Below are 18,004 nucleotides of genomic sequence, written 5' to 3' on the forward strand. Positions count from 1 at the left end.
GCGTCGAACACCACCATTCCAACTGAAGGAATTTCCCATGCGTCAACGTCTTCATTCGATCCTCGCCGCCGGCCTCGTTGCGCTGGCCGTCGCTGTTCCTGCGGTCGCCTCCGCGGCCGACGCGGGCGTTCGCGTTCGCGGCACCGTGATCGCCCGCAACGGCGATGTCCTCGAAGTGAAGGCCCGCGAAGGCGACGTCGTCAAGATCAAGCTCAAGGAAGGCTTCCACATCAACGCCGTCGCCAAGGCCGCCATCACCGACATCAAGCAGGGCGACTACGTCGGCATCGCCTCCCTGCCCAAGGCGCAGGGCGGCGACGGCGCGCTGGAAGTGCTGATCTTCCCGGCCGCGATGAAGGGCATGGGCGAAGGCAGCTTCGGCTGGGACCTCAAGCCCAAGAGCTCGATGACCAACGCCACGGTGTCCAACGCCGTGAAGTCGGTGGACGGCAGCACGGTCACCGTGACCTACCACGGTCAGGAAAAGAAGATCTCGATCCAGAACGGCACGCCGATCGTGACGCTGATCCAGGCCACGCCGGACGATCTGCGCGCCGGCGCGTCGGTGTTCGTCTCCGCCGAAAAGGCCGCCGACGGCAGCCTGTCCTCCGGACAGCTGGTGGTCGGCAAGGACGGCGTCGTTCCTCCGATGTGATCGTGAGGCGGCCGGCCACGCGCCGGCCGCGCCACCGATGTGGAGCCCGCCATGCTGTTGACCACCCCGCCGCCGCCCTTCGATCCACCGCGCCGCACGCTTGTCCATCGACATGCCGTGTTCGTGCGGCTGAGTCATTGGCTCAACGTCGTCTACCTGATCTTCCTGCTCGCGAGCGGGCTGCAGATCTTCAACGCCCACCCGCGTCTGTACCTCGGCAAGTTCGGCGCGGACAACGACCCCGCGGTGCTCGAGATCGCCAGCACGGGGGACGGCGAGGCGCGCCGGGGCCGCCTGCGCGTCGGCAGTCTGAGCGTGCCCACGACCGGCGTGCTGGGCGCCAGCAAGGAAGACGGCGCGATCGTCGAGCGCGCGTTCCCGGGCTGGATGACGCTGCCGTCGTATCACGACCTCGGCGCCGGCCGTCGCTGGCACTTCACCTTCGCCTGGCTGCTGCTGCTCAACGGCCTGGGCTACATGGCCTACGGCTTCTTCAGAGGGCACTTCCGGCGCGATCTTCTCCCCACCCGCGACCAGCTGACACGGCGCAACCTGTGGCACGAAGTGCGTGACCACGCGCGCCTGCGCTTTCCCAAGGGCGAGGAGGCGCGTCGCTACAACGCCTTGCAGAAGCTGACCTACCTGCTGGTGATCTTCGGCCTGCTGCCCGCGATGGTGGTGACGGGACTCGCCATGTCGCCGGGGGGCAATGCGGTCCTCCCGCATCTGGTCGATGCCCTGGGTGGGCGGGCGACCGCCCGGACCCTCCATTTCTTCAGCGCGTTCTCCATCGTCGCCTTCGTCGTCGTGCATGTGGCCATGGTCGTGGCGTCGGGGCTGTGGAACAACCTGCGCTCGATGATCACCGGCCGATATGCGATCGACAGGGGCCCCGACACCGACATCCACATCGACATCGACACCGTCGGTGAGGTCGACATCAACGTCGATATCAACGTCGATATCGAGATCGACAGCGATCCCGGAAAGGGCAAGCCATGACACGACTTCTATCGCGCCGCCGTCTGCTCGGCGGCGCAGTGACGGGCCTGGGCGCACTCGCGCTGTCCGGGTGCGACCGCCTGGTCACGAGCCCCGGCGTGGACGCCGTGGTGCGAAACACTGAACACCTCACCCAGGGCGCCCAGCGCCTCTTCCTGGAGCGGGGCAGGCTGGCGACCGAATTCACTGAAGCGGACCTCTCACCGGTGTTCCGCGCCAACGGGACGAGCATGCCCGACTCCGAGGAGTACGCGCAGCTCCTCAGCGGCAAGTTCGCGGACTGGCGACTGCGGGTCGACGGCCTGGTGCAACGTCCGCTGTCGCTGTCGCTGGAAGACCTCATGGGTCTGCCGTCACGCACGCAGATCACGCGGCACGACTGTGTCGAGGGATGGAGCGCGATCGCCAAGTGGCAGGGCGTGCAGCTCAGCCGGGTCCTGGATGCGGCACGCCTGTCGCCCGGCGCCCGGTATGTCGTCCTGCACTGCGCCGATGAACTCGAACAGACATTGGACGGCAGCGGGCGCTACTACGAGAGCATCGACCTGATCGACGCGTGGCACCCGCAGACGATCCTGGCCTACGCGATGAACGATCGACGACTGCCCGTGGCGCATGGCGCGCCGCTGCGGCTCCGGGTCGAACGGCACCTTGGCTACAAGCACGCGAAGTACCTGATGCGTCTCGAGGTGGTGTCCAGCTTCACCCACCTCTGGGGCGGCAAGGGCGGCTACTGGGAAGACCGCGGCTACGAGTGGTACGCCGGCATCTGATCAACAACGGGATCAACAACGGAACTCACCTCATCATGTCCAAGCACACCGACACCGCCGTCCTCCAGCAGGACCAATGGCTCAAGCGCTACTACTTTGCGCGGGCGCTCTTCTCCATGCTCTGGGTCGCCGCCGCGTTCCTGGTCGGCACCCGGTCGGCGGTCATCGCCGCTGCGCTGCTGGTCCTCTACCCGGCATGGGACGCGGCCGCGAACTGGGTCGACGCCAACGCCAGCGGAGGCTTGCAGGCCAACCGCACGCAGCGCATCAACGTGTGGGCGAGCGGCCTCACGACCATCGCCGTGTGCCTGGCGCTGACGGCAGGAATGAATGCCGTCCTCGGCATCTTCGGCCTCTGGGCCATCGCCTCCGGCCTGCTGCAACTCGGCACGGCGCTGCGTCGCTGGAAGTCGCAGGGGGCGCAGTGGGTCATGGTCCTGAGCGGCGCCCAGTCCGCGCTGGCCGGTGGCTTCTTCATCGCCCAGTCGCAGATGCCGACCACGCCGTCGATCGCCAACGTCGCCGGCTACGCAGGCGTCGGTGCCGTGTATTTCGCCATCTCCGGCGTGTGGCTCCTGGTGCGCCAGATGCGGCGCAGGCAGGCCGCGACCTGAGAGCCTGCCATCCGCCGCTTCATCCCCGCCGCTTCATCCCCGCCGGTTCGCTTCGATCGAGGCGGCGGCGATGCGCGCGACGGCGTGCAGCACGTCGGCCGTCGCACCGTCCCGGGCTTGGACCGACATGCCCAGCATGACGCTGGCGATGTACCAGGCCCAGTGGTCGCAATCGAAGCCGGCGGACATCTGGCCCTCCTGCACGCCGCGCTTCAGGCGGGCAGAGATCCTCGCCACGCTGTCGGTGCGCAGCTGCCGCGCGTAGGCCGACAGGGACGGCTCGGCCACCTCGGCGGCGGCGGTCGCGATCATGCAGCCCGGCGTGCCGGTGGTGCGCGCGAAGTTGACTGCCGCCTCGTCCAGGAAACGGATGACCGCCCGGATGGCGTCGGACTCCGCCTCCAGCGCGCGGGCGCCGAATCCGCCGACGGTCCTGCTGTAGTAGTCCAGCGCCTCGCGGAAGAGGGCCTCCTTGGACCCGAAGGCCGCATAGAGGCTCTGCACCGAGATGCCCATGGCGCCCGCCAGCAGCGGCACCGAGGCGCCCTCGTACCCGGCCGACCAAAAGGCCTGCATCGCGTGCTCCAGCACCGCTTCCCGATTGAACGCACGGGGTCGCCCCCGACCTCGTTTAATTTCCACATCAGTCATTGCGAAAATTCTAGCACGGGCATATATTAGAACGCTCATTGTGCTAATTGGAGGACTGTCTTGAACCCCTCGTACCTCGTCTCGCCCGGCCAATCGCTCAGCGAGTTCTTCCGCCCCGACGCCATCTCCGCCGACACCCGCGCGGTGAACGAGAAGCTGGCCGGTTTCCTGGCCACCCTGCAGGCGCCCGCGGATCTGGCGGGCCTGCGCGACGCCTATGTCCGTGGGGGCCTCGGCCTCCCGGCGTCGCCGAAGTCGCCGTCTGCGACGACCATGACCATCGCCGGGCCCGCAGGACCCGTCGAGCTTCGCATCCTGGTGCCGGAAGTCGTCCGGGGCGTGTATCTGCACCTCCATGGCGGCGGCTGGATGCTCGGCAGCAACGACACCTGGGATGAACCGCTGGAGATGTTCGGACGGGAGGCCGGCCTGGTGTCCGTCAGCGTCAACTATCGGCTCGCACCGGAGCATGTCTTCCCGGCCGCGGTCGACGATGGCGTGGCGGCGGCGTCCTGGCTGATCGAGCATGCGCAGCGCCTGTTCGGTTCGTCCTGGCTCGCCATCGGCGGTGAATCGGCGGGCGCGAACCTGGCGGCGTTGACGCTGCTGCGGCTGCGCGACGAGGGGCGCAGCCAGGCCTTCCGCGCGGCCAACCTGCTGTTCGGGTGCTTCGACCTGTCGCAGACCCCGAGCGTGCGAAAGGGACTGGATTCACCGCTGGTCAATCGCGACGCGATGGCCCATTTCGCCTCGGCCTTCGCGGGCACGCGCGAGCTGCAGGATCCGGCCCTCTCCCCGTTGTATGCCGATCTGTCCGATCTGCCGCCGGCGCTGTTCACCGTCGGCACGATGGATCTGCTGCTCGACGACAGCCTCTTCATGCACAGCCGGTGGCAGGCCGCCGGCAACGAGGCCCGACTGGCGATCTATCCCGGCGGCATCCATGGTTTCAACTCCCTCGGCGGGGCACTTGCGGATGCGGCCAATCTGGGCATGGCGCACTTCCTGGCGCGGGTGCGCGAAGAAGACCGCTGAAGCAGCAGCCCCCTTTCGAGCCCCTGTCGAGCCCCCTTTCGTCAACGCGCGAGGGGGCATTGCCAGCCATCGATCAACCGCCACCCCGTACTCAAGCAGTCAAGAATGAAAATGCAACACGCCATCCATGCCTCGAATGCCGTCCTCCTCGGGTGGCTGCTGGGCGCGCCACTCGCTCAGGCGGCCGACCACGGCAATCATTCGGCGAGCCGCCCCGAAGCCGTTGCGGCCAGTGCCGACAAGGACAAGGCACCGGTGCCGAAGCTCACGCTGCTTGCCCCGGATCCGGAGATCCTGAAAGGCGGCTATGTCTATCTGCCGTTCCGCGTCGATCACATGACGCTGCTGCCGATGTACACCGAGATCAACGGCGAGGAGCTGCTGCAGCTCAAGCCGAAGGTCGGGCATCTGCACGTCGGCGTCGACGACACGCCGTGGGTCTGGATCCATGCGCTGAACGATCCGATCTATTTCGGCCCATTGCCCCCGGGCGCCCACAAGGTCAAGGTCGAGATCGTGGACTCGGCGCATCAGGTGATCGATATCAAGACCATCCACTTCGTCATTCCGAAGCCCTGACATTCCCGACGCGCCGCATCCATTCAACGCTGCGCGTCGAATCCCTTGCCATCTGGTAGTCATGAACATTCATTCCATCACCACGTCATTCCTTCCCCGTCTGAGTTCGACCCTTGGCGGCGTGATCGCGGGAGCCGCGATCGCAACGCTGACGGGCGTGAGCCTGCCCGCGGCCGCCGCAATGGCCGCAACGACCGCAACGACCGCAGATCAGGGCGACCTGGTGGCACGAGCCGAATCGGCGCTCGACGCGTGGCGCATGGACGAGGTCGGCGCCATGCTTCCCCGTCTGCCGGATACCGTCGGCGGCCACTACGTGCGAGGCATTGCCGCGAACCGCGCCAACGACATCGCCACCTCCAAGCGGGAGCTCCTGCGTGCACTGCCGGCGCTTGAACGGGAGCCTTCGGAGCGAACGGTCAAGGCGCTGCTGGCGCTCGCGGATGACTATCGGAAGACCTCGGCCTATGCGGACCAGGCGAAGACGCTGCGCCTGGCCGTGGCGCGTTACGCCGACCAGATGAAGCCGGGGGAACTGGCGGGCGTCAAGACCGATCTGGCATTGGCCAGCGCGCTTGGCACCTCGCCGCCGCAGACCGTGAGCCTGTCCGGCGAGTCGCGCCTGCCGATCCGCCGGAATCCTTTGGGAACCTTGGACGTGGATGCGGTTGCCAACGGCGTCAGCGCGGCCTGGATGCTCGACTCGGGCGCCAACTACTCGATCGTCAGCGAGAGCTTCGCCAAGCGTCTCGGACTCGATGTCACGGGCGACATCGGCGGCGTCGGCAGCAGCACCGAGATCAAGGTCGACAGCAAGGTGGCCGTCGTGAAGGAGATCCGCCTGGGGAGCGCCACGCTTCACAACGTGGTGGTGCTGGTGGTCAGCGACGACCATCTGCTCATTCAACTGCCGACGGGGACACACCAGATCTCCGCCGCACTGGGGTATCCCGTCTTCCAGGCTTTGGGCCGGGTCAGTTTCCATGGCGACAAGGCCATCTCCATCGGGGCTACATCGCCTGCGGGCAAGGAGGGCGCCCGTCTCTACATGAATGAACTGACGCCCGTGGTCCTGCTGGGCAACGATGGCACGATGATGCCGTTCTCCCTCGATACAGGCGCCAACGCCACGGACTTCTCCCATACCTACTGGATGAAGGTGAAGGACCGCGCCGCCGACTGGCCGCGCAAGCAGAGCCATGCCGCCGGCCTGGGGGGAGAAATGGCCCGTGAGACGGCGGTACTGCCCGAGTGGCGGACCTTCGTCGGCTCCCACGCGGTCGTGCTCAGGAACGTGGACGTGGACACGCAGCCCAAGCCGGGCGATGACGCGCAGCCCATGTTCGGCAACCTCGGGCAGGACCTGTGGCGCGACGCCTCCGGCTTCACGCTCGATTTCAGGGCCATGCGTTTCCGGATCGACAAGTGATGTCTTTCTCGGCCGGCGTGCGGTGGCCTCAGAACAGGTAGAGCGCGCTCAAGGTCCAGCTACGCGTCTGTCCGGGCGTGATCCAGCGTGCCACATGCAGGTGGCTCGACGCGTAGTAACGCTTGTCGAAGAGATTGCGCACTGACAGCTGCCACTGCAGTTCATCCTTGCCGCTCATTCGCATCGCCCAGCTCTGCGCCAGATCCACGCGGGCATAGCCGGGAAGCACCGTGGTGTTGGCCTCGTCCGCGAAGCGCCGTCCTTGAACCGAAAGGCCGCCGGAGGTCTTCCACGCGTCGTTCCACGCGTACTGGGCCCACAGGTTGGCCGTCTGTCGAGCGACGTTGGGGACGCGCTTGCCCCCATAGACCGCGTTGTAGCCGTAGGCGGCATCGGTGTAGGCGGCGCTGGCGCTGACTCGCCACCGGTCGGTCCATTGGCCGGTCAACGAAGCCTCCACGCCTTGCGATCGCGCCTTGCCCGCCACGTTGAAATCGAAGTTGTCTGCCGTGCTCAAGTCCGAAGAGATCAGGTTCGATTGGTCCAGCCGATAGACGGCGACATCGGTGCTGAGCCGGCCGCCGTTCCAGAGCGACTTCCAGCCCAGTTCCATCTGCGACGACTGTCTGCTGGGCAAGGACTGGTTGGTGGAGGACGCCACCTGATTGGGCGCAATGCCGGTGGCGACGTTGGCGTAGACGGTGTGTCGATCGCCGAACCGGCGGAGGACCGCGAGCTTTGGAGACCCATGCGATTCGCTGATCGCCTGGACACCGGCGGCGCCGTAGAGGAAGCGTTGACGGTCCAGCCGCACGCCGGCGACGAGACTCCAGTCCCCGAGGTCGATCTGGTCTTGAAGCGACACCCCGGCCGCACGCAGGTTCTGCGTGGTGAGGCTTCGCGACGTCGTGACGCCAGCACCCGGCGCGGTCACCAGCCCGTAGACCGGGTCGTACACGTTGATGGGCGCGCCGGTCGATTGCGGCAGCGACAGCGTCGGCTGGTCCAAGATCTCGCGATAGAGATCCAGTCCCAGATACAGCTGGTGCTCCACACCGGCGATCGCATGGCGACTGTTGACGGATGCGCTGCCTGAGTCGATGCGCCGCGTGGTCCCGGGCTCCCAGCTCGTCACCCGTCCCCAGGTGCCGGCGGGTCGACTCGGCAACGGTGCGCCGGCGAGGACATGCCTGATCGACGTGGACTCCGCCTCGAGGTGGGTGACATCAAGGGCCAGGCGCGTGGTGGGTGTCCATGCGACGTCACCGTGCAGATCGATGATGCGGTTGCGCGTGGAGGAGTCTCCGAACGGCTCGCTCAGTTGCCGGTCCGGTGGGACCGCCACGGGTCGCCCATTCAGGGCGGGGAGTCCGTAGTCGGGCCGGTAGACCTGGTCCGTCGCTTCGATGCCGGCGCGAAGGTGGTAGCGCTCGCCGTCGTGCTTGGCGATGCCGAGCTTGATCCCGTCCAGGCGGTCGGGCACATGTCGCCATTCACTGGCATTCGAGCGCGTCACGGTGACGCGTGCCGCGAGTTGCCTGTCAGCAGAAAGCAGCCGGTTCATGTCGAACGACACCTCCTGTTGTCGATCGCTCCCACCGCTCAACAACAGCGAACCGAAATTGCTGAACTCCGGCTGGAGGGTGCGGATGTTCACCGTCCCACCCGGCTCGCTGCGAACCCCGACGGCGGCGCCTGGGCCACGAAGCACGTCGACGCTCTCCACGAACGCTGGCGTGTAGGGGTAGTTGGACAGCCGGACGCCATCGCGCAGGATGCGATTCGAGCCGGTGCCGCTGTCGGCGACGGCGCCTCGCAGGATGAAGAACTGGGTGTGTGAGCCGTTGAAGCCGGAGTCCGCCTGTGCGCCAGGCACGTTGCGCAGGGCCTCTTGCAGCGAAGTCACGACCTGATCGCGCAGCAGTTCGGCGCCGATACGGCTGACGGAAAACGGCGTCTCCAACGCGGTGGTGTTGTTGCCGAGTGCCAGGCCGCTGGCTGAGGTCGCGGAGCGTGGGCTGGAGATCCTCACTTCGGGCAATGCCGTGGGGACGGCGTCCGAGTGGTCGTGCGCTGAATCCTGCTGAGCGTGCAGAGGGAGCGAATGAACCAGCAAAGGCCAGAGCAGGGCGCTCCAGAGGAGATGAGATGTCATGGAATGAATCGCCGAATGGAAGACGAGATCGACACGAGCCGAAAGCCGGGCTCAGTCGAAGCTTCGAAGAGACAGGGGCACGCGCGAGGCAGTGGTCGTCCACTGCCTCGCATCGGAACCATCGAAGGACGTAGGCGTCGCCGAAGTGGTGCAGGGCGCCAGGCGCCGCGTCTTCACAGACCGCGGGCCGGGCCTTGCTTCGCGACGATCAGGCGGCGTGAGGGGGGCCGCGAGCGAGCGATGGCGCCCAGACGAAAAGCGTCCGCGGCGCGACGAAGAAGAGACGGGGCCGCTCGAAGGTCAACGCGTCAGGCGGCGCCCACTGCAAGGCGGCCGGAGGCAGTGCCGGCGTGCCGTGGTGGATGGCGCAATACGGGCAGTCCATCGAGGACGTCTTGAACCCCGGTGCGCCATCGGTGGGATCGGACGCGTCGGCCGCATCGATGACCACGAACCTGGAGCCGGTGGCGCTGCAGATCTCCGCATAGGTGACGCCCTTGCGGGCCACCATGGCATGCGACAGCGACGGCATGAGCGCCGCGAACATGATCGTGAAACTCACGAGCCATGCCCAGCGTCTGACCGATGTCCGCAAGACTTGCATCGAGGGCATTCTAGAAAGAAGGCATGCGTTCTGCGCGCCGCTGCTGCACCTTCCGCAAGATTTCAAACTTGTAATGCGAATGTGGCTTTGGCGTGGGGGATCGATTCCTACAGTGCATTCCCAGCAGACGACGAAACGCGCTGCAGAACCCGACCAACGACTCAAAGGAAATTGCAATGACCATTCGCCAGCAACCAGCTTCCCGTTCCGGTCGTCTGATCAGGAGGACGCTTGTGCGCGTCGCAGGTCTGATCGTCGCCGTTGCGCCGGTGCTCTCGCACGCCCAATCCGCCGGCGCCGACCAGACCGTCTCCGAATCGGCCAAGTCGGCCCCGGTCGCCGTCCACAACGTCGTGCTGGTGCACGGCTTCTATGCCGACGGCTCCAGCTGGGGCAAGGTGATCCCGCTGCTGCAGGCCCAGGGCCTGCACGTGACCTCGGTGCAGAACCCGCTGACCAGCCTGCAGGACGACGTCGATGCCGTGAAGCGGGCGCTGGCGCAGCAGGATGGCCCGGCCCTGCTGGTCGGTCATTCCTGGGGCGGCATGGTGATCAGCGAGGCCGGCATGGACGCCAAGGTCAGCGGCCTGGTCTTCGTCTCGGCACGCGCGCCGGATGCCGGCGAGGACTGGGCGGCGCTGGCGCGCAAGTTCCCGGCGAAGCCCGCGTCCGCCGGCCTGAAGTGGAACGGTGACTGGGGCGCACTGTCCCAGGAGTCCTTTGTGAAGTACTTCGTGGGCGACCTGCCGGAAACCGAGGCGCTGAGCTACTACGCCGTTCAGCAACCGATTGGTCGAGCCGCGACCAACTCGACCACGACGGTTGCCGCATGGCGCGTGAAGCCGAGCTGGTTCATCGTGCCGAAGCAAGACCAGACCCTCAACCCCGACGTGCAGCGCTTCGTGGCGCGGCGCATGGGCGCCGCGACGATCGAGGTCGATTGCGGCCACGTCCCGATGCTGTCGCAGCCGCAGGCGGTCGCAGACCTCATCGTCAAGGCGGCGCAGGGCAAGCGCTGATCGCCGCCGGACGGGCGCGCCGGAGTGCCGGCGCGCACGATCACCGCTTCTGATAGACGCGCACGTAGTCGACCTCGAAGCTGCGCGGAAGGACGGCGGGGTCGACCCAGCCGGCCATCTCGCCGCCGATGGCCAGGTTCAGCAGCAGGTACTGCGGCTTGTCGAAAGGCCAGCTCGCCGCGCCCGTCCCCTTGTTCAGATAGGTGTGATACGTCTTCCCGTCGACAGCGAAGACGATGCGATCCGGTGTCCACGTCGCCTGGTAGTTGTGGAAGGCCGTGCAGGCGTCCGCGACCTTGAATTCCGCGCCGTTGCCGCTGGTGCCGGCCGTGGACCGGGTGTGGATCGTCGCGGACACCGTGTCGGGATACATCCCCACCTGCTCCATGATGTCGATCTCGCCGCTGTCGGGCCAGTTGTCAGAGGTGGCCAGCATCCAGATCGCGGGCCAGGTGCCCTGGCCGCACGGCATCTTGGCGCGCACCTCGAAGAATCCGTAGGTCCAACTGGCCTTGCCGCGCGTGATCAGGCGCGCGGAGGTGTAGATCTGGCCGCCCCAGTCCGGTTCGTTGCTCAGCGAGGCCTTGCGCGCGGTGATGAACAGCTTGCCGTCCTGCTGGCGCGAGTAATCGGTCTTGGCCACCGCGTAGTACTGCTCCTCGTTGTTGTACCAGCCGGTGCGATTGGCCTCGGTGTCGTAGGTCCACTTGGCCGCATCCGGCAGACCGGACCCGTTGAACTCGTCGTTCCACACCATCGAATAGCCCGCGGGCACGTTGGCCGAGTGCTGGACAACAGGCGTCGTCGGCAGGGTCGGGTCTGGCGCAGGCGCAGGCGCAGGCGCAGGTGCAGGTGCAGGTGCAGGTGCAGGCGCAGGCGCAGGCGCAGGTGCAGGCGCAGGTGCAGGTGCAGGTGCAGGTGCAGGCGCAGGCGCAGGCGCAGGCGCAGGTGCAGGTGCAGGTGCAGGTGCAGGTGCAGGTGAGGGCGCAGGTGCAGGTGAGGGCGCAGCGCCGACTGGCATTTGGGGGCCGGTCGTGTCGCTGCCACCCCCGCCGCAAGAAGCGAGCAGCAGGCTGGCGAGGAGAGGGGCGAGTTGCTTGGGTTGCATCTTTGTTGGCATGGGATGACGCGGCCATCTTAGAGGTACCATCAACCAACTAGTAGATTGAATAGGTCAGCAGATGTACAAGCCTCTCGAGCGGGTTCGCGGAAAACTCCGGGTGTTTTCTCTGCCGCTCTGGCCGTTCGTGCCAGGTGTTTCCGAGACCTTGATCCGCATGCCGTGGACGAGCCCGTACATCGCGGGTTCGGAGCAGTCCTGGAGTCCGGGAAATGCCTGCACCTGGCTCTTCATCCTGGCTGCGGGGTTCTCGCTTCGGCGAGGCGACAGGCGGATCAGGAAGGCGCCCTAGTCGCGCATTCGGTCCGGTGGCCCTGAGTGCAGGGCTCGCACCGGCAGACGGCTGGGGTCAGGGTTGAAGCGCGGGAGGTACGCGCGCGCGGATGAAGCGCTGAACCTCCCGGTCCAGCTCCTGGTCTTCGGCCGTGCCGCCCTGGAAGCCACCGTGCGGCATCGCTTCAAAGACGTGCAGCTCGGCGTCCACGCCCGCCTGGCGCAGGGCCCGATGCATCCGCACGGTGTTGGAGAGGAACAGGTCGCGGGTCCCGCACTGCAGGAAAGTCGGCGGAAAGCCGCGGAGATCCCCGAACAGCGGCGACAGGTGGGGATCGGCCAGGTCCGCGCCGTTGGCGTAGAGCAGGTTGTTCGACATGAGCGAGCGCGGAAGCACGACGTCGACCATCTGATGGGTCTGGAAGCTGTCCCCGGATTCGGTCAGGTCCACCTCTGGAGACAGCAGCACAAGGCCGGCCGGCATCGGGAGGCCTTCCTCCCGGCACCGAAGCAGCAAGGCGGCAGCCAGGTTGCCGCCGGCTGACCTGCCGATGATGACGATCTGCTCAGGGAGATGCTGATCCAGCACGTGGCGGTAGGCGACGACGCAGTCGTCCAGCGCCGCGGGATAAGGGTGCTCGGGCGGCATGCGGTAGTCGACGCCATAGCACGCGACACCGTGCAGGTCGGCCTGGCGGCGCGCGCCGACCTGGCAGGCTTCACCACCGCCAAACACCAGCGCACCGCCGTGCAGGTCGATCAATGCCACGCGCTGGTCGAATGCCTGATGCGGCGTGGCGACATGGAGGGTCGCTCCCAGGACCTGGCGGGTCTCTATCGTTGAATGCAGGGTGCCTGCGAGCCTGCTCATGGCGGCCGCATATTGCGCACCCGCTGCGGCCTTCATCTTCATCCACGAGGCGACGTCGTCGGGGGCGGGCATCTCATGACGCGCATACAAAGGAATGCCGTCTTCGCCCACCAGGCGTTCGAGAGCCCCTCGGGCCTCTTCGCTGATGGACCTGGGGAACGGGATGGTTCTTGCGCCGAGCGCGATGCCTGGCTTCTGGTCGGTCATGCAACTTCCTCCTGGCGTCGTTCAGGAGCCGGAGGGCTCTGGCGAAGCTTGGCCTGGCCTTGCGGCCGATGGGCTGAGCGGCGGCCGTACGACGACCTCCTGCAACAGGGCTTGTGCCGGTTCGCTCCCATCCATCGGATGCAGGGTCCGACTCTTGATCCGCCAGCCGTGTGCCGTACGCACGACGAGCCAGCGGTTCACCAGCACCCGGAATACCTGATGGCCGCGGGAAAGTCCGTGATTGGCCAGTTCCGTTTCAGGGCTGTCCCCTTGGAATCGGATGAGCATCAGGTAGGACGTGACCCGGGCCGTGTCCCCGTCCAGCTCCACGTAGGGCAGGTTGCCGAAGTGGGCCAGACCGCCCGCGATGGCCTGCTTGTGCGCGGCGCTCTCCACGAGGGCGACCAACTGTTCGCGGCCGACGGCGCCGGGTGCCGCGCTGCCGCGGTCGAACACGGCATCCTCCGTGTACACCTCCGGAAAGAACGGGCCATGGCCGGTGTCGGCACTCAGCGGGTGAGAGGCGATCAGGTTGTAGATGGCGAGCCTGTCCTCCATCGCGGCCAGGCGTTGCTCGAGGGAAACGGTTGCTGCATTGTTCATGGGATTCACGAGAGATGGATTCGGTCCTGCGGGGGCTTGAACATCCTGTCGCCCGGCTGTCGGAAAACCACATCCTACTAGTTGATAGATTGTCGGTATGAAATTCATTCTCGCGCCCCACGCCACTCGTCATCAGGTATCGACGCCGCTCTAACGCACCTGCACGGCTCTTTCGGTGAACGTTGTCGACAGCGGACAAGCGGGCGGGCTCAACTCGAGCGGCGTGACTGCAGCGTCGCGGATGATCATGCATCGTCATACGCGCGACGCGACGCCAATACGGCGTCCTTCCTGGAGAGCGCGAAGGTCGCCAGTGCGTTCATGGGCTGCAGCGCTTCACGACCAAGACGCGTCAACTGGTATTCCACACGCACGACGGATCCTGGAAGGATCGTCCGGCTCACAAAACCGTCGCGCTCAAGGCCTCGCAATGTCGAGGTCAGCATCTTCTGCGTGATGACGCCGATCTCCCGCCGCAACGCGTTGAAGGTCCACGGCTGATCCGAGAGCAGCACCATGATCAGGATCGACCACTTGTTGCCGATCTGGCCGAGGATGTCGCCGACCAGCCGACAGGTATCGGAGGGGATGTTCCGCCCACCCAGTTTCATTGAAGTGCCTCCTTGCGGCGACCGACACGCGCGTCTCTAATCCAGTTCCCTTTGGAAACTGGTGCGACGAATTATGGCAAATGGCAAGACCTTGACCCTCGTGACCGGCGGCTCGGGCTATGTCGCCGGCTGGGTGATCGCCCGGCTGCTCGACGACGGTCATGACGTGCGTGCCACCCTGCGCGACCCGACAAAGGCACAGGCCGTGCGGGCCAACATCGCCGGCGTGGCGACTGATACGGACCGGCTCGAATTCGTGGCTGCCGACCTTCTCGACGACGCAGGTTGGGATGAGGCGATGCACGGCGTCCGGCATGTCGCGCACGTCGCCTCTCCCGTCATGGCGCTCCCCGGCGTGGACACGATCGCAGTCGCTGTGGAGGGCACGAAGCGCGTGCTCGAAGCGGCAGCGCGAGCTGGTGTCGAACGCGTCGTCGTCACCTCGTCGGCGGCCGCGGCGAGCGCCGGAGACGGATCCTCACGCGCCGCCGATGAACAGGACTGGACAGACCCTCGCGGAGAAGGTGTGGGCACCTATGCAGCATCCAAGACCTTGGCGGAACTCGCCGCGTGGGATTTCGTTCGCGAGCATCCGACCGGACCGAAGGTGGCCACCATCCTGCCCGGCTTCGTGTTGGGGCCGATGCTGGGAACGAATGCCAGTGCGACCCTGAGCCTGGTGAGCCAGATGCTCACTGGCAAGATGCCGGCGGTCGCCAGGCTCGGCTTCTCGATGATCGACGTGCGTGATCTCGCTGCGCTGCACGCGCTGGTGCTCACCGATGCCCAGGGAATGGGCGAGCGCTGGATCGCAGGCGCGGACTTCCTCTGGCTTTCGGATGTCGCCGCCTTGTTGAAGTCGGAGTTGGGCGGCGTCGCATCGAAGGTGCCGACACGCACCATGCCCGACTGGCTGGTCCATCTGTTCGCGCTCATCAATACGCCGATGAAACCGCTGCTTCCGGATCTGGGAAAGCGCCGGGCAGTGTCTTCGGCGAAGGCCGCGCGCCTCCTTGGCTGGCATCCGAGGGCGGCACGGGAGGCCATCCTGGCAACGGCGGAAAGTGTGATCCAGCACGGGCGACTCTGAGCTGGTGACTCAGGGCCTAGAGTCGGCAGCCGAGTACGGTTTCCAGAGCTGATCGGGAACGCCGGCGTCGGGCGACATGACCAGATGGTGGGACTGCTGACCAAGCAACTGACCGCTGAGGCGGTTGCGGATCTTGAACTGGCCGCCGCCGGCGTCGACCAGCGCCCAGTGAAGATGCTCGGCATCCCCATCCCTGGCCAACTCGGCGGTCGTCCCGACCTTCTGTCCACTCTTGGTTCTTGCGCCCGCACTCAGGACGTCGCCGGTGGTGACGCCGCGAATCTTGAACCACCCGGCACCGGCATCCACCAGTTCCCACACCGACTCGGCCGCTGGGGCGCCTGTGGCCCGCGACGTCGACATCGCTGCGACCATCGGCCCCCCGCTGTCCACGTTGACGAACTGGAACACCGGCTTGCCGAAGGCTTGCAGTTCGCTCAGTCCCCAGCCGGTACCGCTGCCGTTGGGCGCGCTCACCCGCAGCTTCGACGCGGTGAGTTTGGGAAAGGTGATGGACACGGCCGCGTTCGGCGTCACCGCGGATCGAGTCTGGCCGGGGATGTCGAGCCAGGTCTTGCCGTCCCAGTACTGCAGATCGAAGTTGGCGGGCAGACGCACGCCGGCCTGGTCGTCGTAGAAGGTGAGGCGCACCTCGCTGAGCGTCGCCGGTCGCTGGAAGTCCACTCCGACGTCGTCGACCGCGTGGGGGCTGCCGCTGGACGTCCAGCGGCTGTTCTGCGGCAAGCCGGTGCGGAACACGATGCCGTCGGTGGCCTTCCACGGGCTGTCCTTGGGACCGGTGAAGCTCGCGAAGGGCTGCGCGCCGTGGCTGAACTTCTGCGTGTTGGCGGCGAGGTTGACGACGCCGTCGCGGTTGTCCTGCAGCAGCGGCCTGGGGACTGCGACCGTCACGGCGGTGGGCAGCCCGCGCGCGGCGGCCAGCACGCCATCGACATACACCTTGAACCCGGCCCCCTGGCCATACCGCTTGCCGGTGCGGTCCCAGAGCACGGTGAGGTTGTGCCCGTGATAGGGCGTGTTCTCCAGCAGGAAGTAATCCCAGGATGCGGGCGCGAGCGGCTTGATCCGCACGGCATCGCCCGCCTGCCCGCGCACGCCGATGAGGCCGGAGATCACGTTGTCGACGAAGGTCGAATGGTTGTAGTCCTCGCTGTGGTTGGGGCTGTCGTAGAGCCATCGGTCGGCGTCGGCATCGTGGGCCTCGGCCACGTACGGCTCGCCATCGCGGTACTGCGTCGCGGCATAGGTGTGCAGCAGCTCGACATAGTCAGCCGCCGTGATCGTGGATTGCTTCGGGTAGTCGATCAGCAGATTGGCCACGGCGGTCAGGACTTGGGCCGTCTCGTAGGGCCATGACGGACCGTTCCAGCGGCAGCAGCCTTTGTCGACCTCGTGGTTGAACCACTTGCTGCGCCGCTCGGCCGTGGTCGGTCCGAACGGGGCCTTGAACCCCTGGGGGGCCAGCAGCTGCGCCATCGCCGGCGTCTGTGCCGGCGTGGGCACGTGGAACATCCATGGCACGAAACCCTGCAGCTCGCGTGTCGTCAGCAGCTTGTGCGCCGGGTTGTCGTCGCGATGCATGTGGAAGTAGAACTTCGCTCGGCTGTCCCACAGACGCGAGTTCATGGCCGTCTGCAACGCGGAGGCCCGACCGTTGTATTCCTCGGCCAAGGCCGTGTTGCCCGCCAGCCGGGCAATCGCCGCGATGGCGCGTGCGTCTCCGTACTGGTAGGCGTTGATCGTGGGTCGATAACCGGCGCCTCCGTGGTACGGATCGCTCGATTCATACGAGGCCGGCGTGTATTCGGTGGCGTCCCAGACCGGGACCTGCCAGTACAAGCCGAGCGTCGCGTTGAAGTGCGTGTCGTACCCCCGGTAGTGGCGGACCAGGTGGGGCAGGGCGTTGATCGCGAACTGCCGATCGCCCGTGGCGAGCGCCACCTGCCAGACCGAAGTGGCCGCCCAGAAGCTGTACTCGTGCGCCCAGTCCGACGTGTCCTTGTTGACGCTCTCGTTCATGGGCTTGGAGAACTGTCCTGGCCCGTTGAGCCAGTAGTGGACGATGTCCTTCACATACTGGTGGTTGCGCAGCCAGCGGCCTTCGTTGATGTGATGACCCGCGGCGGCAGAGATGCCGCCGTAAGGCGCGCCGTAGTCCACGGGCTCCAGGAACTCCGACGACAGCCAGCCGTAGACCGATCCGGTGTAGACCAGATGCCCCTTGTAGGACTGCCAGCGGAAGTAGTAGATCTGCTGAATCTGGGCGTCGGGCACGTCCAGGAACGGGATGTTGTGCTTGAACCAGGCCGGGTCGTCGAACCCGGCCAGCAACTCATCCTTGTCAAGGAACCGGGTGGCCCCGGGCGCAGCCCCCGGGTACTGCGCGGTGGGCTCGATGGCCTGCGCCAGGTTGGCCACCAGGACTGCTGCGGCGCAGGCGGCGCGGATCATCAGGATGCGGAAAGCCATGAGTCGCTTGTGTCTCCAGGACGCGGAAGTGTTTCCCGCTGCCAGAAGCACACTGGCAGCGGGTCGCATCCATTGTCACCAAGCAATTGGTTATAAACAAGTTGAAGTGATGGTTTCTGACCGGCAGCGGCAGGTCTGCCGCCGTCAGCCACCTGGCATTGGAGTGCGGCGGCAAGACCTGGCACCGGCTTGGACCGGCTTCCATCAATGATCACATAATGCA

Annotated in this window: 17 protein-coding genes; 9 read left to right on the plus strand and 8 right to left on the minus strand. The window is 66.3% G+C overall.

The window, feature by feature from the left end; all coding sequences use genetic code 11:
- The first annotated feature begins 37 nt into the window (after positions 1-37).
- From ABE85_RS07535 to ABE85_RS07550, 4 genes are read left to right on the plus strand one after another with little or no spacing between them, the layout of a single operon-like run.
- Complete coding sequence (locus tag ABE85_RS07535; protein ID WP_067272113.1) at positions 38-655, plus strand: hypothetical protein; 618 nt, start codon at positions 38-40, stop codon at positions 653-655.
- Between the two features lie 51 nt (positions 656-706).
- Positions 707-1,657 (plus strand): cytochrome b/b6 domain-containing protein, encoded by a 951-nt coding sequence (locus ABE85_RS07540; protein WP_067272116.1) that lies wholly within the window; start codon positions 707-709, stop codon positions 1,655-1,657.
- Positions 1,654-2,430: a molybdopterin-binding protein gene (locus ABE85_RS07545; protein WP_067272119.1), complete on the plus strand. Its 777-nt coding sequence runs from the start codon at positions 1,654-1,656 to the stop codon at positions 2,428-2,430. Before ABE85_RS07540 ends, ABE85_RS07545 begins: the two co-directional genes overlap by 4 nt.
- A gap of 35 nt (positions 2,431-2,465) precedes the next feature.
- Positions 2,466-3,044 carry a DUF308 domain-containing protein gene (locus tag ABE85_RS07550; protein WP_067282124.1) on the plus strand — a complete coding sequence of 193 codons (579 nt, stop codon included), beginning with the start codon at positions 2,466-2,468 and terminating at the stop codon, positions 3,042-3,044.
- A gap of 33 nt (positions 3,045-3,077) precedes the next feature.
- Here ABE85_RS07550 and ABE85_RS07555 read toward each other — a convergent pair whose 3' ends face one another.
- Positions 3,078-3,620: a TetR/AcrR family transcriptional regulator gene (locus tag ABE85_RS07555; RefSeq protein WP_197507242.1), complete on the minus strand. Its 543-nt coding sequence runs from the start codon at positions 3,618-3,620 to the stop codon at positions 3,078-3,080.
- A 135-nt stretch (positions 3,621-3,755) separates the two neighbouring features.
- Between ABE85_RS07555 and ABE85_RS07560 the strand changes: the two genes are divergently transcribed.
- The 3 genes from ABE85_RS07560 (at position 3,756) to ABE85_RS07570 (ending at position 6,738) form a co-directional block, all read left to right on the plus strand.
- Complete coding sequence (locus ABE85_RS07560; protein WP_067272125.1) at positions 3,756-4,730, plus strand: alpha/beta hydrolase fold domain-containing protein; 975 nt, start codon at positions 3,756-3,758, stop codon at positions 4,728-4,730.
- Positions 4,731-4,835: 105 nt separating this feature from the next.
- Complete coding sequence (locus ABE85_RS07565) at positions 4,836-5,309, plus strand: DUF6130 family protein (protein ID WP_157522033.1); 474 nt, start codon at positions 4,836-4,838, stop codon at positions 5,307-5,309.
- A 61-nt stretch (positions 5,310-5,370) separates the two neighbouring features.
- Positions 5,371-6,738, plus strand: a complete 1,368-nt coding sequence (locus ABE85_RS07570) for a TIGR02281 family clan AA aspartic protease (RefSeq protein WP_067272132.1) — start codon at positions 5,371-5,373, stop codon at positions 6,736-6,738.
- Between the two features lie 28 nt (positions 6,739-6,766).
- On the opposite strand, the gene ABE85_RS07575 is transcribed toward ABE85_RS07570, so the two are convergent.
- Positions 6,767-8,893 (minus strand): TonB-dependent siderophore receptor, encoded by a 2,127-nt coding sequence (locus ABE85_RS07575; RefSeq protein WP_067272136.1) that lies wholly within the window; start codon positions 8,891-8,893, stop codon positions 6,767-6,769.
- A 208-nt stretch (positions 8,894-9,101) separates the two neighbouring features.
- Positions 9,102-9,455: a DUF2946 domain-containing protein gene (locus ABE85_RS07580; RefSeq protein WP_197507244.1), complete on the minus strand. Its 354-nt coding sequence runs from the start codon at positions 9,453-9,455 to the stop codon at positions 9,102-9,104.
- A 275-nt stretch (positions 9,456-9,730) separates the two neighbouring features.
- On the opposite strand from ABE85_RS07580, the gene ABE85_RS07585 reads away from it, so the two are divergent.
- Complete coding sequence (locus ABE85_RS07585; protein WP_231993254.1) at positions 9,731-10,516, plus strand: alpha/beta fold hydrolase; 786 nt, start codon at positions 9,731-9,733, stop codon at positions 10,514-10,516.
- A gap of 40 nt (positions 10,517-10,556) precedes the next feature.
- On the opposite strand, the gene ABE85_RS07590 is transcribed toward ABE85_RS07585, so the two are convergent.
- The 4 genes from ABE85_RS07590 to ABE85_RS07610 all read right to left on the minus strand — a co-directional run bounded on the left by ABE85_RS07590 (position 10,557) and on the right by ABE85_RS07610 (position 14,201).
- Positions 10,557-11,291 (minus strand): family 16 glycosylhydrolase, encoded by a 735-nt coding sequence (locus ABE85_RS07590; protein WP_231993361.1) that lies wholly within the window; start codon positions 11,289-11,291, stop codon positions 10,557-10,559.
- Positions 11,292-11,985: 694 nt separating this feature from the next.
- Positions 11,986-12,987, minus strand: coding sequence for an alpha/beta hydrolase (locus ABE85_RS07600; RefSeq protein WP_067272149.1), 1,002 nt, complete (start codon positions 12,985-12,987; stop codon positions 11,986-11,988).
- Between the two features lie 21 nt (positions 12,988-13,008).
- Positions 13,009-13,590 carry a nuclear transport factor 2 family protein gene (locus ABE85_RS07605; protein ID WP_082938417.1) on the minus strand — a complete coding sequence of 194 codons (582 nt, stop codon included), beginning with the start codon at positions 13,588-13,590 and terminating at the stop codon, positions 13,009-13,011.
- A 245-nt stretch (positions 13,591-13,835) separates the two neighbouring features.
- On the minus strand, positions 13,836-14,201 hold the full coding sequence (locus ABE85_RS07610) for a helix-turn-helix domain-containing protein (protein WP_067272152.1): 366 nt from the start codon (positions 14,199-14,201) through the stop codon (positions 13,836-13,838).
- Between the two features lie 100 nt (positions 14,202-14,301).
- Here ABE85_RS07610 and ABE85_RS07615 point away from each other — a divergent pair, with 100 nt between their 5' ends.
- Positions 14,302-15,291: an NAD-dependent epimerase/dehydratase family protein gene (locus ABE85_RS07615; RefSeq protein ID WP_231993362.1), complete on the plus strand. Its 990-nt coding sequence runs from the start codon at positions 14,302-14,304 to the stop codon at positions 15,289-15,291.
- Between the two features lie 9 nt (positions 15,292-15,300).
- Here ABE85_RS07615 and ABE85_RS07620 read toward each other — a convergent pair whose 3' ends face one another.
- On the minus strand, positions 15,301-17,781 hold the full coding sequence (locus ABE85_RS07620; RefSeq protein WP_067272159.1) for an RICIN domain-containing protein: 2,481 nt from the start codon (positions 17,779-17,781) through the stop codon (positions 15,301-15,303).
- Positions 17,782-18,004: the final 223 nt, after the last annotated feature.

This window comes from Mitsuaria sp. 7, assembly GCF_001653795.1.
Classification (GTDB): Bacteria; Pseudomonadota; Gammaproteobacteria; order Burkholderiales; family Burkholderiaceae_C; genus Roseateles.

Excerpts from the sequence above, each read along its gene's own strand:
- ABE85_RS07535 (WP_067272113.1), top strand. The coding sequence starts at position 38 with ATGCGTCAACGTCTTCATTCGATCCTCGCCGCCGGCCTCGTTGCGCTG.
- ABE85_RS07540 (WP_067272116.1), top strand. The coding sequence starts at position 707 with ATGCTGTTGACCACCCCGCCGCCGCCCTTCGATCCACCGCGCCGCACG.
- ABE85_RS07545 (WP_067272119.1), top strand. The coding sequence starts at position 1,654 with ATGACACGACTTCTATCGCGCCGCCGTCTGCTCGGCGGCGCAGTGACG.
- ABE85_RS07550 (WP_067282124.1), top strand. The coding sequence starts at position 2,466 with ATGTCCAAGCACACCGACACCGCCGTCCTCCAGCAGGACCAATGGCTC.
- ABE85_RS07555 (WP_197507242.1), bottom strand. The coding sequence starts at position 3,620 with ATGCAGGCCTTTTGGTCGGCCGGGTACGAGGGCGCCTCGGTGCCGCTG.
- ABE85_RS07565 (WP_157522033.1), top strand. The coding sequence starts at position 4,836 with ATGAAAATGCAACACGCCATCCATGCCTCGAATGCCGTCCTCCTCGGG.
- ABE85_RS07570 (WP_067272132.1), top strand. The coding sequence starts at position 5,371 with ATGAACATTCATTCCATCACCACGTCATTCCTTCCCCGTCTGAGTTCG.
- ABE85_RS07575 (WP_067272136.1), bottom strand. The coding sequence starts at position 8,893 with ATGACATCTCATCTCCTCTGGAGCGCCCTGCTCTGGCCTTTGCTGGTT.
- ABE85_RS07600 (WP_067272149.1), bottom strand. The coding sequence starts at position 12,987 with ATGACCGACCAGAAGCCAGGCATCGCGCTCGGCGCAAGAACCATCCCG.
- ABE85_RS07605 (WP_082938417.1), bottom strand. The coding sequence starts at position 13,590 with ATGAACAATGCAGCAACCGTTTCCCTCGAGCAACGCCTGGCCGCGATG.
- ABE85_RS07610 (WP_067272152.1), bottom strand. The coding sequence starts at position 14,201 with ATGAAACTGGGTGGGCGGAACATCCCCTCCGATACCTGTCGGCTGGTC.
- ABE85_RS07620 (WP_067272159.1), bottom strand. The coding sequence starts at position 17,781 with ATGGCTTTCCGCATCCTGATGATCCGCGCCGCCTGCGCCGCAGCAGTC.